Source organism: Micromonospora sp. DT62 (assembly GCF_049847285.1).
Classification (GTDB): Bacteria; Actinomycetota; Actinomycetes; order Mycobacteriales; family Micromonosporaceae; genus Micromonospora; species Micromonospora reichwaldensis.
In genome coordinates this window covers 597,234-610,654 of sequence record NZ_JBNCOB010000001.1, presented here as the reverse complement: position 1 = coordinate 610,654, position 13,421 = coordinate 597,234, and the positions used below count along the sequence as shown (strand labels likewise).

Here is a 13,421-nt window from a genome sequence, read left to right as displayed (position 1 = left end):
CCGTGATTGACGAGCAGACCGACAAGCCGCGCAGTTCCTTCTGGAAGGAGCTGCCCATCCTCCTGGGTGTGGCGATCCTGGTCGCGGTGCTGGTGCGCGCCTTCGTGCTGCAGACCTTCTTCATCCCCTCCCCGTCGATGGAGAACACCCTCCAGATCGACGATCGGGTGCTGGTCAACAAGCTGGTCTACGACTTCCGGTCCCCGCACCGGGGCGAGGTGATCGTCTTCAAGGCCCCCATGGAGTGGAGCGCCAACCCCGACGGCGAGGACTTCATCAAGCGCGTCATCGGCGTCGGCGGCGACCACGTGATCTGCTGCGACGCGCAGGACCGGCTGGTGATCAACGGCAAGTCGCTGGACGAGCCCTACATCTACCCCGGCGACAAGACCGCCGAGGAGTTCGACATCACCGTCCCGAAGGGCCGGCTCTGGGTGATGGGCGACCACCGCGAGGCGTCGGGCGACTCGCTGGAGCACTGGCAGCAGTCCGGTCAGGACATCACCGTCGCCACGATTCCCGAGGGCGAGGTCGTGGGGCGGGCCTTCACCGTCTTCTGGCCGTTCGGCCGGGCCACCTGGCTGAGCGTCCCGAAGCCGTACGAGGCCATCCCCGAACCGTAGGGGCCGCCGGGCGTGTGCGTTGTCGGCGGCGTCTGGCAGGCTGGTGCGGTGACCGTCTACACCCCCCGGCGTGCGGCGCGCGTCCTGCTCGTCGACGCGGCGGGTCGAGTGCTGCTCTTCTGCGGCTCCGACCCGGCCCGCCCCGAGCACGGGCGCTGGTGGTTCACCCCCGGCGGCGGCCTGGACGAGGGGGAGAGCTACCCCGAGTGCGCGGCACGGGAACTGGCCGAGGAGACCGGGCTGCGGCTGCCGGCCCCCGCGTTCGGGGCGCCCGTGCACCGCGACGTGACGGAGTTCCCCTTCGACGGCGTGTGGTACCGGCAGGAGCAGGAGTTCTTCCTGGTGCGGGTGGCGGGCCACGAGGTCGACACCGCCGGCTTCAGCGAGATCGAGCGGGCCACCGTCGCCGCCCACCGGTGGTGGCCGCCGGACGAGCTGACCGCCAGCGGCGAGCGGTACTACCCGCCGGACCTGACGACGGTGCTGGCCCGGGCGCTGGCCGCCGCGCCCACGGCCGGGCAGGACGCGCCGTGCTGACGCCCCCGCGCACGGTGGTGCGCCGCGAGGGTGGGCTCTACGCGCTGGAGCGCGCGTTGCAGCGGCGCGGCTTCCGGCACGTCGCCGGGGCCGACGAGGCGGGTCGCGGCGCCTGCGCCGGGCCGCTGGTCGCCGCCGCCGCGATCCTGCCCGAGGGCCGCCGCGGCGAGATCGACGGGCTGGCCGACTCCAAGCTGCTCACCCCCGCCAACCGGGAGCGGATCCACGACGAGGTCGTGGCCCGCGCGCTGGCGTACGCCGTGGTGGTGATCCCGGCCGAGGAGGTCGACGAGCGGGGCCTGCACGTGAGCAACCTGGCCGCGATGCGTCGCGCGCTGGCGTCGCTGACGACCCGCCCCGACTACGTGCTGACCGACGGCTTCGGCGTGGACGGTCTCGACGTGCCGGGTCTGGCCGTGTGGAAGGGCGACCGGGTGGCAGCCTGCGTCGCGGCGGCGAGCGTACTCGCCAAGGTCACCCGGGACCGGATGATGGTCGAGCTCGACGGGGTGTTCCCGGGCTACGGGTTCGCCGAGCACAAGGGTTACATCACCGCGGAACACACCGCGGCGCTGCGGGACCGGGGGCCGTGCCGGGAGCACCGGTTCTCGTACGTCAACGTGGCGACGGTGTCCGGTCGCGACGGCGCCCCACCCCGGGCGCGTCGGCCGGCGGACGCGAGGCGGGACGAGCCGATGGAGCGCTCCTGCCCGCCAGGGGGTACCGTCGGCGTGGCGTTGGGCGAGCAGCCTCAGCCTCCGGCGTCGGTGGGGGAAGATGTGGTCATGGAAGGCGGAGTGCGATGAGCGCGGAAGACCTCGAGAAGTACGAGACCGAGATGGAGCTCCAGCTCTACCGGGAGTACCGCGACATCGTCCGCCAGTTCTCCTACGTGGTGGAGACGGAGCGCCGGTTCTACCTGGCCAACCAGGTCGACCTGCACGTGCGCAACTCCGACGGCGAGGTCTACTTCGAGGTCGAGATGCACGACGCCTGGGTGTGGGACATGTACCGTCCCGCCCGGTTCGTGAAGAACGTCCGGGTGATGACCTTCAAGGACGTCAACGTCGAGGAGTTGGAGAAGCCCGACATCTCGCTGCCCGCCGACTCCGGCTTCGGCGGCTGACCCGCCGCTCCGCCGCCCGCCCGGCTGACCCACCGCCGGGCGTACGAGCCCGTCGGCGCCCCCACCGCCGCGCGGCCGTCGTCTCTCTCCACCCCCGCCGTCCCCGTCCGCCCGGCTGGCGGGCTCATCCCGACAGCACCACGACCTCGACCCGCTGGACGAGGTTGTTGGCGAAGCCGCCCCGGTTCCACGGCTGCTCGACCGGCTGACTGCGCCCGGAGGCGTCGGTGGCGCGGGCCCCGAGGACGTGCCGCCCCGGCTCCGCCGCCCACTCGTAGCGCCACCGGCGCCAGGCGAACTCCCCGCCGACCTGTTCGTCCAGGATGGCCGGTCGCCAACTGGCCCCGCCGTCGGTGGTCACCTCCACCGAGACGACCGGGGCGTGGCCGGACCAGGCGCGACCGTCCAGCGTGCACGGACCGGGCCGCAGCACGCGGGTGCGGGACATGAAGTCGGGGAAGCCGGGCGGCCGGACCAGCGCCCGCGGCTCGATGCGGGTCACCGGCACCCCGGGGTCGTCCGCGTCCCGCCGCAGCCGGTAGGCGACCGCGTTCTGGTAGCCGTCGAACGCCTCGGTGCGCACGTCGATCGCGCGCAGCCACTTGACGTGCGCCATGCCGTACCAGCCGGGCACGATCAGCCGCAACGGGGCACCGTGCTGCGGTAGCAGCGGAGCGCCGTTCATCTCGTACGCCAGCAGCACCTCCTCGCGCAGCGCGTCGGCGGCCGGCAGCGCGCGCTGGTAGTCCTGCTCGACGCCGCGTTCCACACCGTGGTCGGCGCCCGTGAAGACCACGTCCACGGCGTCGGCGGCGATCCCCGCCTCGCGCAGCAGCGGCGCCAGCGGGGTGCCGGTCCACTCCGCGTTGCCGACCGCCTCGACCAGCCACGGCTGGCTCACCGGCCGGGGGCGCAGCAGGGCGCGCCCGTTGCCGGCGCACTCCAGCATGACCCGGCGCGTGACGCGGGGCCGCTCGCGCAGCGCCGCGAGGTCGAGGGTCAGCGGCCGGTCCACCGCGCCGGCCACCGTCAGCGCGTACGCGTCCGGGTCGAGGTCCGGGATGTCGTAGTGGATGAGCAGGTAGTGCAGGCCGGCCGGGGTCACGTCGTAGCGCAGCGCCTCCAGCGGGATGCCGTGGTTGCGGGCGGCGAGCTGCAGCTCCTCGGCGGTGATGCCCTCGCCGGGTTCCGCCACGCGGGAGGGCCCGCTGGCATCGTGCACAGTGGTCATCGAGGACCTCCCCGGCCGGACGGCGGCGGCTCCACCGTGCGCCCGCCCCAGCCTAGGGCCTCGCCGGCGCTGCCGGGCGCGCCCAGGAACCAGTGCGCCTAGCAGACCGCCCGGCCCTCCGGGGGGCCGTCCACAGGACGACCGTCGTCCACAGGCGAGGGTGCCGGGGGTCGCGGGGACGGGCGGGTGCCGCGCAGGCTGCGCCCATGCGACCTGCCGCCCGTACCGCCGTCGCGCTCTGCGCGGCCCTGCTGTCCCTCGGGCCCGCCGCGCCCGCCGCGCCCGCCGCCCGGCCGGTCCCGGCGGCGGGTCGAGCGTTCGTCGCGGCGGCACCGCCCAGGGGCGCACCGTCCGTGGTCGCACCGCCCGGGGGCGCGCTGCCCGGTGCCGTGCGGTTCCGGTGGCCGCTCGACGGCGTCCCGCGCCCGGTGCGCCGGTTCGACCCGCCGCCCCGGCCGTGGCTGCCCGGGCACCGGGGCGTCGACCTGGCCGCCGCGCCGGGCGCGACCGTGCGGGCCGCCGGCGCCGGCACGGTGCTCTTCGCCGGTCTGGTCGCCGGCCGTCCCGTCGTCACCGTCGGGCACGCCGACGGGCTGCGGACCACCCACGAGCCGGTGTCGCCGGCGGTCCGGCCCGGCGAGACACTCGCGGCCGGGGCGCCGCTGGGCACGCTCCTCGCCGGCCACCCGGGCTGCCCCGCTCCGGCCTGCCTGCACTGGGGGCTGCGGCGCGGCGCCGACTACCTGGATCCGCTGGCGCTGCTCGGCCTGGGCCCCGTGCGACTGCTGCCGCTGGACGGGGACGACCCCGCCCTCAGCGCTGGGCGAGCAGCGGGGGCAGCCGCACCGCGAGCCGCTCGTACTCGTCGGGCGTGTTGTAGACCTGGGCACAGAGCCGCAGCCAGCCGCGTCCGTTCCAGGCCATGACGGCGACCTCGGTGGCGAGCCGTTCGGCGATCCGCCCCCGCAGCGCCCGCGCCGCGTCGAGCGTGGTGCCCAGGCCCGCCGGCAACGGCACGATCCGCATGGCGATCCCCGGTCCGCCGGGGTCCGGCAGGTCGGCGGGGGCCACCCCGAGCGTGTCCCCCAGCAGCCGCTGGCCGTACGCCGCCAGCGCGGCGTTGTGCCCGCGTACCCGGTCCACGCCGAGGCTGCGCAGCGTGAACAGGCCCACCGGCGCGGCCAGCCAGCCCGTGTAGTCCTGCGTCGCCGCCCACTCGACGCGGCGGGGGAACCCGGACTCCTGCTCCCAGGAGACGACCAGCGGCTCGATCCGTTCCCGCCACGGCGGGGCGACCGCCAGCACGGCGGTGCCGCGCGGCGCGTACGCCCACTTGTGCAGGTTGCCCACCCAGAAGTCGGCGCCGACGTCGCCCACCGGTGCCGGAAGCATGCCCGGGGCGTGTGCGGCGTCGACGAGGACCGGTATCCCGTGCTCCCGGGCCACGCCGACGATCGCGGCGACGGGGAAGAGCCGGGCGGTGGCGGAGGTGAGCTGGTCCACGACGAGCAGCCGGGTCCGGCCGGGGCGCAGCCCGGCGCGGACGATCTGGACGATCTCCTCGCCCGAGGCGGCCAACGGGACGGGCAGGGTCCGGTTGACCGCCCCCGTACGCCGGCACTCCCGGGCGATGGAGAGGCCGACCGCGCCGTAGCCGTGATCGGTGGTGAGCACCTCGTCGCCGGGACGCAGGCCGAGGGACTGGAGCACCACCGCCACCCCCGTGGTGGCGTTCGGGACGAGGGCGGTGCCGTCCGGGTCGGCGCCCAGGAAGCCGGCCAGGTGCCGGCGGGTGTGGGCGATCCGGTCGACCAGGCCCTGCGTGAAGAAGCGCAGCGGATTGGCCTCCATCTCGTCGCGCAGCCGCTGCTGGGCCCGCTGCACGGCGATCGGCACCGCGCCGAACGAACCGTGGTTCAGGTGGCTGACCGCCGGGTCGAGCGAGAAGAGCAGGCGGGCTGCCGCGATCGGCTCGGGCGGCTGCGGGAGGCTCACCCGGTGATCGTAGCGACCGGTCGATCCATCGCCGCCGTTCCGCCGGACGCGGTCCGCCGGACGCCCGCCCGGGACGCGGTTCCATCGAGCCCGTGCCGGTCGACCGTCCTCGATCCCGGAGAATCGCTGGTCATGGACGTCGAACTGCGCTGGCCGACCGCCGCCGACCGGCAGCTGCGCGCCGAGGTGCACCGGGTGCTGCACGCCGTGGCCGAGCGGGGCGGCGCGATCGGGTACGCGGTCCCGCCCGGCCGCGCCGAGACCGACGCCTGGCTGGACGCGGTGCTCGGTCTCGTCGACGCCGGCGACGCCGCGCTGGTCCTCGCCGTGCTCGACGACCGGGTGGTGGGCACCGGATCGTGGCGGCGCGGTCCGAAGCCGATCTTCACCCACTACGCCGACCTGGAGAAGGTCACCGCACACCCCGCCGCCCGTGGCCGCGGCATCGGTCGGCTCGTCACCGGCGCGCTGATCGACGACGCCCGCAAAGCCGGCGTCGAGACCCTCGCGCTGGGAGTGCGCGGCAACAACCACGGCGCCATCGAGCTGTACGAGCGCCTCGGCTTCCGCGAGTGGGGTCGACTGCCGAACGTCATCGAGGTGGGCGACGAACGCTACGACGACGTGCGGATGTGCCTGGACCTCGGGCGCGAGCCGCACGTCGTGCTCCGGGGCTCGGCCCCCGACGGGCCGGGCTCGTCGCCGCGCCGGACCTGAGCACCCGCCCCTGCCTGCCCCGGCAGGTCGGGCCCGGTTGCCGCACCCGGGCTGCTCCTGTCGGCTGCCGCTCCCGGACTGCTCAGGTCCAAGCCGCTCGTGCCCGGGCCGCCCGGGTCCCGGCTGCTCGGGTCCGGGGCGGTCTGCGCTGGCGGGACTCAGGCGCGTGGGTGGGCCTGGCGGTAGGCGGCGCGGAGCCGCTCCACGGACACGTGTGTGTAGATCTGGGTGCTCGCCAGGGACGAGTGCCCGAGCAGTTCCTGCACCGCCCGCAGGTCGGCGCCGCCCTCCAGCAGGTGGGTGGCCGCCGAGTGGCGCAGCCCGTGCGGGCTGATCGGGGGTAGGCCGGTGGCCTCCGCGTACCCGCCGACGATCCGTCGTGCCGTCGTCGGGTTGAGCCGTCCGCCGCGGGCGCCGAGCAGCAGCGCGTCGCGGGAGTGCGGTGCGGCAAGCGCCGGCCGGCCGTGGCGCAGCCACTCGTCGAGTGCCCGCTGCGCCGGCACCCCGTACGGCACGGCCCGTTCCCGGCCACCCTTGCCGAACACCCGCACGACCCGTCGCGCGTGGTCGACGTCTGCGACGTCGAGGCCGCACGCCTCGCTGATCCGCACCCCCGTGCCGTAGAGCAGTTCCAGCAGCGCCCGGTCCCGCAGCAGTACCGCCTCAGCGGCCTGGTCCGCCGCAGGGGGAGGACCCGACGACTTCGGCGACGCGGGCCCGGACCCGTCGTCGGCGGGCGACGCCGGTCGGGAGCCCTTCTGGTCGGGCGATGCTGGCCGGAAGCCCTCCCCGTCGGGTGACGGCGGTCTTGAGGCGTCCTCGTCGGGTGACGGCGGTCTTGAGGCGTCCTCGTCGGGTGACGGCGGTCGGGAGTCGCCCCCGGCGGGAGGTGGCGGCACGGCCGGGGCGAACCGGCCCGGCGCTTCGACCAGGGCGGCGGCCTGGTCGGCACGCAGCACGGTCGGCAGGTCCCGGTGGGCGCGCGGGCTGGACAGGGCGCCGGCCACGTCGGCGGGAAGCAGCCCGCAGCGGTGGGCCCACGCGCTGAACGTCCGCGCCGAGGCCGCCCGGCGGGCGAGCGACGTCCGGGCGGCCCCCATCGTCCGCTGCTTCGCCAGCCAGCTGCGGAGCACGGCGAGGTCCAGCTCCGGCAGTTCGGCGCAGCCCATCCGGTGGGCGTGGTCCAGCAGCGACACCACGTCACCGACGTATGCCCGGACGGTGTGGGCGGACCGGTTGCGCACGGCGGCCAGGTACCCGGCGAAGTCGTCCACCGCCTCGCGCATCGCCGGTGGGAGCGCCTCGTGGGTCGCCCGGGTGCCGTTCGTCTCCCGGCTCACCGCGATCCCCTCGCCGCCACCCGCCGGGCGCCCGGTGTGCCTCGCGTGCGCATCCCTGCCACGCCGGGCCGAGCTGCGGACGCCGCCTGGCCGACCCGCGCGGGAGGCCGCACCCCTCGGTGCACCTCGGTGCGGATCGAGGCCGTGGTGGCGATGGGCGGCGGATCCTCGGGCGGCACGGGACCAGCCTACGGTCGCCCGACGCCCCCGGCAGGCCACCGGGCCGGGCCGCGCACCGGGCCGCCAGCCACCGGCAGGGCATCGGGCCGGGCAACGCACCGGGCCGCCGGCCACCGGCAGGCCAACGCCGGGCCGCGCACCGGGCCGGCGGCCATCGGTCCGGGCAGCGCGCACCGAGCCGCCGTCCACCGGCTGGGCACCGGGCTGCCCGGGCGCCCAGGCGGCGGCCGGCCGTGCCGGCTCGCGGGTGCTCCCGGCACGCACGCGCGGCCCGGGTGGTGGATTGCGTCGGCCGGTGCGCGCAGACTTGTCGTACCAACGGGTGTGGGCCCTGGCCGTGGTCGCCGTGCGACGGGACCAGGCTCGACGAAGGGGGACCGGACATGGGGGTGGACGTCGTCCTCTACCGGGCGGTCGGGGTGGGCTCGGACCGGCGTCGCCTCGTGCCGGCCGAGGTGCTGCCCGATCCCGACGACGTACTGCTGAACCTCGTCCGGCGCGTCCGTGGCACCGGGCGTACCCCTCTGCTCGACCGGGTGGATCCGGTCGGCGAGCTGGTGGTCCCTGCCGGCCAGGCGCCGCAGCTCCTCGCCGAGGTGCGCTGCCTCGCCGAGGTGTCCCGGTCGACGCCGGAGCTGACGCACGTGCGCCGGCTGGACCGGTTGGCGCGGCGCTGCCGGCAGGACCGCGCGATGGAGATCCGCTTCGAGGGTGACTGACGGCGGTGCACGGTTCCGTCCGGCGGTTCACGGTCCCTCCGGCGGTGCCGGCCGTCCGGCGGTCGCGTTCCTGGCCGGCGGGGGCGCGAGGGCGTACCCGTCGTCGCGGCGGAGCACCAGGGCCAGTTCCTCGAGCATCGACAGCTTCCGCAGCGCGGTACGGACGGGCACCCCGGCCCGCGCGGCGAGGACGTCCACACCGACCGCGCCCCGGCGGGGCAACGCCTCGACGACGGCCCTCGCGTCGTCGTCGAGCAGGTCGACCGGCTGCTGCGGGCCGCGCGGTACGGGCGCCAGGTCGCCGATCCGCCCGACCTCCTCCAGCACCTGCGCGACGCCGGTGACCAGCCGGGCCCTCGGATACTCCCGCAGCGTCTCGTGTGCGCCGACGGACATCGCCGACGTGACCGGGCCGGGTACCACCATGCTGGGCTTGTCCAGGGCGAGCGCCCGGTGGGTGGTCTGGGTGGCGCCGCTGCGGGCGGCCGCCTCCACCAGCACCGTGCCGAGGGTGCCCGCCGCGATCACCCGGTTGCGGATGAGGAACCGGGGCCGGAGCGGATCGGCCCCCGGCATCCACTCGCTGACCAGCAGCCCGGTGTCGGCGATCCGGTCGAACAACGCCGCGTTGCCCATCGGGTACGGGCGGTCCACGCCGCAGGCGAGCACCGCCACGGTCAGGCCACCGGCGTTGAGCGCGCCCCGGTGGGCCGCGGCGTCGATGCCGAAGGCTCCGCCCGAGACGACCGTCCAGTCCCGGTCGGCCAGCCCGTAGCCGAGTTCCGTGGCGACGTGCGTGCCGTACCCGGTGGCGGCGCGGGCGCCGACGATCGCGACGGAGCGGTCGAACGCCTCTGCGAGTGGCCACGAGCCGCGTACCCAGAAGCAGAGCGGCGGGGCGGTCTCGATGTCCACCCGCCGGTAGGCGCCGGGCAGCCGGAGCCGGCGCAGGTCACCGACCCGGACGGGCCACTCGTCGTCGCCGGGGACGACGATCCGGGCGCCGAGGCGGTCCGTGCGGGCCAGCGCCTCGGCCGCGACGGCCCGGGCGTCGCCGGCCGCGCAACGGGCCGCCACGGTGTTCCGCAGCGTCTCCTCAGGCGCGCCCCCGTCCAGCAGGAGGTCGAGCGCCGCCACCGGGCCGAGCCGGTCGACCAGCCGGTGCACCGACCAGGTGCCCGGTTCGGCGAGCCAGGTGAGCGCCACCCTGGCCAGGGTCTCCTCGTCGGTGCTCACGTCGCGTCCCCCGTCCTCAGTTGGATGGCCTCCCGGACGTCCTCCCGGTCGGGACTGTCCCGACCGTCCAGATCCGCGATCGTCCAGGCCAGGCGGATGATCCGGTCGAAGCCCCGGGCCGACAGCGACCCGGAGTCGAGCCGGGCCCGCAGCTCGGCGGTGTCCGGCGCGGGCAACCGCCAGGGCGGGCGGCGCAAATACGGGCCGGGTATCTCGGCGTTGAGCCGGTGACCGAGCACCGCCCAGCGGGTGGCCGCCGCCTGCCGGGCCACCGCCACCCGCGCGGCGACGGTGGCGGAGGGCTCGCTGTCGATGGTCGCCTGCATCAGTTCGGCCGCGCGGACGGGCGGCAGCTTGACCTGCACGTCGATCCGGTCCAGCAACGGCCCGGAGAGCCGGCTGAGGTAGCGCCGCCGGGCCTGCGGCGGGCACTCGCAGTACGCGTCCCCGGCCGGCTTGGCGCACGGGCACGGGTTGGCCGCCAGCACCACCTGCGTACGGGCCGGGTACTCGGCGCCGCCCCGGCTGCGGGCCAGCCGGACCCGGCCGTTCTCCAGCGGTTGGCGCAGCGCCTCCAGCGCGCCCCGGCTGAACTCGGGGGCCTCGTCGAGGAAGAGCACGCCCCGGTGGGCGAGCGAGATCGCGCCGGGACGGGCCAGCCCGGAACCGCCGCCCACCAGCGACGGCACCGTCGCCGTGTGGTGCGGTGCCTGGAACGGCGGGCGGCGCAGCAACCGGCCGCCCGGTGGCAGCAGCCCGGCGATGGAGTGCAGCGCGGTGACCTCCAGCGCGGCCTCGTCGTCGAGCTCAGGCAGGATCGACGGGAGGCGCTCGGCGAGCATGGTCTTGCCGGCTCCCGGCGGCCCGACCAGCGCCAGGTGGTGCCCGCCCGCCGCGGCCACCTCCAGTGCCCGCCGGCCCAGCCCCTGCCCGGCGACCTCGGCCAGGTCGGGCCCGCCGCCGGCCGGCGACGGGCCGTCCGGCTCCGGCTCGATCAGGGGCGAGCCGTCGCGGATGAAGCTGACCAGCCGGTGCAGCGTGTCGACCGCCCGGACCCGGACCCCGGGGACGACCGCCGCCTCGGCGGCGTTGCCGGCCGGGACGATCACCTTCCCGACGCCGGCCCGGGCGGCCGCGGCGACCATCGGCAGCACACCGCGCACCGGGCGGACCGTGCCGTCGAGGCCCAGCTCGCCCAGGACCACCACGTGTTCCAGGGGCAGCAGCGGCAGCTCGCCGGAGCCGCCCAGCAGGGCCGCCGCGATCGCCAGGTCGAACGCGGAGCCGAACTTCGGCAGGTCGGCCGGCAGCAGGTTGAGGGTGATCCGCCGGTTGGGCCACCGCTGACCGGAGTTGACCACGGCCGCGCGGACCCGGTCCCGGGCCTCGTGCAGGGCGGTGTCCGGCAGCCCCGAGATGACCACCGCCGGCAGGCCGGCGGCCAGGTCGGCCTCGACCTCCACCAGGTGCCCGGTGACGCCCACCAGGCCCACGCAGAGCACCTTCGCGTAGCTCACGACGCCACCCGCCGTCGCTTGACGCCGGATCCGGTCCGGTCGGGTCCGCCCATCAGAACGCCCCCTTGAGATGCTCGACCCGGGCGGCGCCGGCGCCGGTCAGGCGTACGGAGACGACGTCGAAGCGCACCTCGTCGGCGGTGGTGCCGGTGTCGGCGAGCCACCGGGCGGCGAGCCCGCGCAGCCGCCGCGCCTTGGCCGGTACGACCGCCTCCGCCGGCGGCCCGAACTCGTCGGTGCGGCGGGTCTTCACCTCGCAGAAGGCGAGCACCGGCCCGTCCCAGGCGATGATGTCGATCTCCCCGGCCGGGCAGCGCCAGTTCCGGGCCACCGGGCGCAGTCCCGCCCCGATCAGATGCCGGACGGCGCACCGCTCCCCGTACGCGCCGACCGCCTGGTTCCGCTTCGTCATGTCCGGCACGGTGCACCCGGCGGGCGGGCAACCGCCGCCCTGCTAGCCGGAAACTGTGGACGACGGGCGCACTGTGGACGAACGGACGATCATGCCCTCGTCGTGCTATGCGGCCCGCCTCGGTGGACCGCCGCCACGAGCCACACGGTCCGGCGCTGAGCTGGGCCTGCTCACCCGCCGCAGTCCCCGCCCGTCGCCGTTCCCGACCAGCGGCGCGGGTGACCGGTGCTCCCGGTGGCGCGGATGTCCCGGGGGCGAATGGCGTCCGTGGAGCCGGTCGCATACCGTGCCGGACGTGGACGGACGACGGAACTTTGTCGAAGATCAGGAGTCGCGCTGGTATCCGGCCGACCGCGACCGCGACCGCGACCGCGAGAGCGGCTACGGGGAGGCGGACTGGCGCGGTCCGGCCGAGAGCCGGTACCGCGACGACGACCTGAACGCCCCCGAGCAGCGCCGGTCCGCCGAGGACGGCCGCTACGGCGACTCCACGGGGCCCCGACGTGGCGAACCAGGACGCTTCGGCACGTCGACGGAGCCCGACTCCGGGCGCTTCGCGGCCGTCGAGCCCGACTCCGGCCGGTTCGGAGCCGTCGAGCCCGACTCGGGGCGCTTCGCGGCCGTCGACACCGACCGGGGCCGCTTCGGCGGGTCGGAGGACTCGGGCCGGTTCGCGGCCACGGGACGGGAGGACCCGGGCCGGTTCGCCGTGCCGGGACCGGAGGACTCCGGTCGGTTCGCCGTCACCGGTCCCGAGGAATCCGGCCGGTTCGCCGCCACGGGTTCGGAGCCCGGGAGGTTCGGCGAGGCCGATTCGGGGCGCTTCGCGGCGGTGCCGCCGCTCGGGGACGCCCGGTCGGAGACCGAGGGATACCGGGCGAGCCGCTCGCGCCGGGCCGAGGCGGACCCGGACGTTTCCGGGGAACTGCCCGCCGACCGCCCGGGCCGGCGCGCCGCCCGGGAACCGAGGGAGGCCCGCGACCCGCTGTCGACGTCGGGCGTCGACGCGCTGGGCGGGGCGGGACCCGTCGAGCGGACCGTGGAGCCGGCCCGCCCGGCCCCGCTGGGCGGCTACCCGATCGTCGCGCCCGCTCGGGTGGCCGAGGCCGCGAGCCCGGCGGAGACGCCGGTCGACGAGCCCGCCCGGCCGGTCGAGCCCCCGCACCCGCTGGAGATGCCGACCGGGCCGATGCCGCCGATCGCGCCCCGCGGCGACCTCGCGCCGGGGGAGCTGCCGGCGTACCCGCCGGTGGTCGCCCCGCACCCGGGAGCGCCGGCGGGCGACGGGGTCTACCGGACGCGGCGGCCGGCCCTGGCCGCGCTCTTCACCCTGCTGGTCCTGGTGTTCGAGGTGCCCGCGATGCGGGTGCTGCTCAACGGCGTGACCGGCGACCCGGTCTCGACGGCCGACGTCGTGGTGGGGATCTTCCTGGTCTGCGGCCTGCCGATCTTCGCGATCGGTCTGTACGGGCTGCGCACCGGCGGGCTGTCGCTGGCGGAGGGGAGCCGGGGCTGGCTGCGTCCGCCGACGGCGTACCTGACCGTGGGCCTGGTGCTCTTCGTCGCCGCCGCCCTCGCGGTCCGCTGACCCTCGACCGTCAGGACCACCCCGCCTGACGGCGTGGACCGGTCCGGGCGGGCGCCGTGTGCCGGAATGGGCGGTTCGACCCCTTCCCCGCACCCGAGGCATCGGGGGCGGGGAAGGGGCGTACACTGGTCGACTGGCGACCGCCTTGCGCGGTCGACCTCGCGCGCCCTCTCCACGAGCCGTCGTGGGGCGACGGCCTC

The 13,421-nt window shown here is 76.2% G+C and carries 14 protein-coding genes and 1 pseudogene; 8 read left to right on the top strand and 7 right to left on the bottom strand.

Annotation, left to right across the window (positions count from 1 at the left end; genetic code table 11):
* The first annotated feature begins 2 nt into the window (after positions 1 to 2).
* The 4 genes from lepB to ACPXCB_RS02720 are packed head-to-tail and all read left to right on the top strand — an operon-like array spanning position 3 to position 2,286.
* Positions 3 to 623, top strand: coding sequence for a signal peptidase I (lepB, locus tag ACPXCB_RS02735; protein WP_425871855.1), 621 nt, complete (start codon positions 3 to 5; stop codon positions 621 to 623).
* 48 nt (positions 624 to 671) lie between these two features.
* Positions 672 to 1,160 carry an NUDIX hydrolase gene (locus tag ACPXCB_RS02730; RefSeq protein ID WP_425871854.1) on the top strand — a complete coding sequence of 163 codons (489 nt, stop codon included), beginning with the start codon at positions 672 to 674 and terminating at the stop codon, positions 1,158 to 1,160.
* A complete protein-coding gene (locus tag ACPXCB_RS02725; RefSeq protein WP_425871853.1) occupies positions 1,154 to 1,966 on the top strand; it encodes a ribonuclease HII in 813 nt (270 codons plus the stop codon). Before ACPXCB_RS02730 ends, ACPXCB_RS02725 begins: the two co-directional genes overlap by 7 nt.
* A complete protein-coding gene (locus ACPXCB_RS02720) occupies positions 1,963 to 2,286 on the top strand; it encodes a DUF2469 domain-containing protein (RefSeq protein ID WP_007075222.1) in 324 nt (107 codons plus the stop codon). Before ACPXCB_RS02725 ends, ACPXCB_RS02720 begins: the two co-directional genes overlap by 4 nt.
* Positions 2,287 to 2,410: 124 nt before the next feature.
* On the opposite strand, the gene ACPXCB_RS02715 is transcribed toward ACPXCB_RS02720, so the two are convergent.
* A complete protein-coding gene (locus tag ACPXCB_RS02715) occupies positions 2,411 to 3,517 on the bottom strand; it encodes a sulfite oxidase (RefSeq protein WP_425871852.1) in 1,107 nt (368 codons plus the stop codon).
* Positions 3,518 to 3,723: 206 nt separating this feature from the next.
* Between ACPXCB_RS02715 and ACPXCB_RS02710 the strand changes: the two genes are divergently transcribed.
* Positions 3,724 to 4,443, top strand: coding sequence for a murein hydrolase activator EnvC family protein (locus tag ACPXCB_RS02710; protein WP_425871850.1), 720 nt, complete (start codon positions 3,724 to 3,726; stop codon positions 4,441 to 4,443).
* On the opposite strand, the gene ACPXCB_RS02705 is transcribed toward ACPXCB_RS02710, so the two are convergent.
* The gene (locus ACPXCB_RS02705) at positions 4,331 to 5,512 is read right to left on the bottom strand and encodes an aminotransferase class V-fold PLP-dependent enzyme (protein ID WP_425871848.1); all 1,182 of its coding nucleotides are present in this window, start codon (positions 5,510 to 5,512) and stop codon (positions 4,331 to 4,333) included. The two genes, ACPXCB_RS02710 and ACPXCB_RS02705, sit on opposite strands and share 113 nt — an antisense overlap.
* Positions 5,513 to 5,644: 132 nt before the next feature.
* Here ACPXCB_RS02705 and ACPXCB_RS02700 point away from each other — a divergent pair, with 132 nt between their 5' ends.
* Positions 5,645 to 6,229, top strand: a complete 585-nt coding sequence (locus tag ACPXCB_RS02700; protein ID WP_425871846.1) for a GNAT family N-acetyltransferase — start codon at positions 5,645 to 5,647, stop codon at positions 6,227 to 6,229.
* Between the two features lie 158 nt (positions 6,230 to 6,387).
* On the opposite strand, the gene ACPXCB_RS02695 is transcribed toward ACPXCB_RS02700, so the two are convergent.
* Both ACPXCB_RS02695 and ACPXCB_RS02690 read right to left on the bottom strand, forming a co-directional pair.
* Positions 6,388 to 7,329, bottom strand: coding sequence for a tyrosine-type recombinase/integrase (locus ACPXCB_RS02695; protein WP_425872139.1), 942 nt, complete (start codon positions 7,327 to 7,329; stop codon positions 6,388 to 6,390).
* Positions 7,318 to 7,515: pseudogene (locus ACPXCB_RS02690) on the bottom strand (site-specific integrase); the annotation flags it as partial. The pseudogene ACPXCB_RS02690 and the gene ACPXCB_RS02695, both read right to left, overlap by 12 nt.
* 617 nt (positions 7,516 to 8,132) lie before the next feature.
* Between ACPXCB_RS02690 and ACPXCB_RS02685 the strand changes: the two are divergent.
* The gene (locus ACPXCB_RS02685; RefSeq protein ID WP_358117196.1) at positions 8,133 to 8,468 is read left to right on the top strand and encodes a hypothetical protein; all 336 of its coding nucleotides are present in this window, start codon (positions 8,133 to 8,135) and stop codon (positions 8,466 to 8,468) included.
* 27 nt (positions 8,469 to 8,495) lie between these two features.
* On the opposite strand, the gene ACPXCB_RS02680 is transcribed toward ACPXCB_RS02685, so the two are convergent.
* Genes ACPXCB_RS02680 through ACPXCB_RS02670 form a run of 3 tightly spaced genes read right to left on the bottom strand, consistent with a single transcriptional unit; the run spans position 8,496 to position 11,633 of the window.
* Complete coding sequence (locus ACPXCB_RS02680) at positions 8,496 to 9,791, bottom strand: DNA-processing protein DprA (RefSeq protein ID WP_425872137.1); 1,296 nt, start codon at positions 9,789 to 9,791, stop codon at positions 8,496 to 8,498.
* A complete protein-coding gene (locus ACPXCB_RS02675) occupies positions 9,701 to 11,221 on the bottom strand; it encodes a YifB family Mg chelatase-like AAA ATPase (RefSeq protein ID WP_425871844.1) in 1,521 nt (506 codons plus the stop codon). Before ACPXCB_RS02675 ends, ACPXCB_RS02680 begins: the two co-directional genes overlap by 91 nt.
* Positions 11,222 to 11,273: 52 nt before the next feature.
* A complete protein-coding gene (locus ACPXCB_RS02670) occupies positions 11,274 to 11,633 on the bottom strand; it encodes a YraN family protein (RefSeq protein WP_121396090.1) in 360 nt (119 codons plus the stop codon).
* Between the two features lie 295 nt (positions 11,634 to 11,928).
* Between ACPXCB_RS02670 and ACPXCB_RS02665 the strand changes: the two genes are divergently transcribed.
* Entirely contained in the window at positions 11,929 to 13,221 is a 1,293-nt protein-coding gene (locus ACPXCB_RS02665; protein WP_425871842.1) for a hypothetical protein, read from the top strand.
* The last annotated feature ends 200 nt before the right edge of the window (positions 13,222 to 13,421 follow it).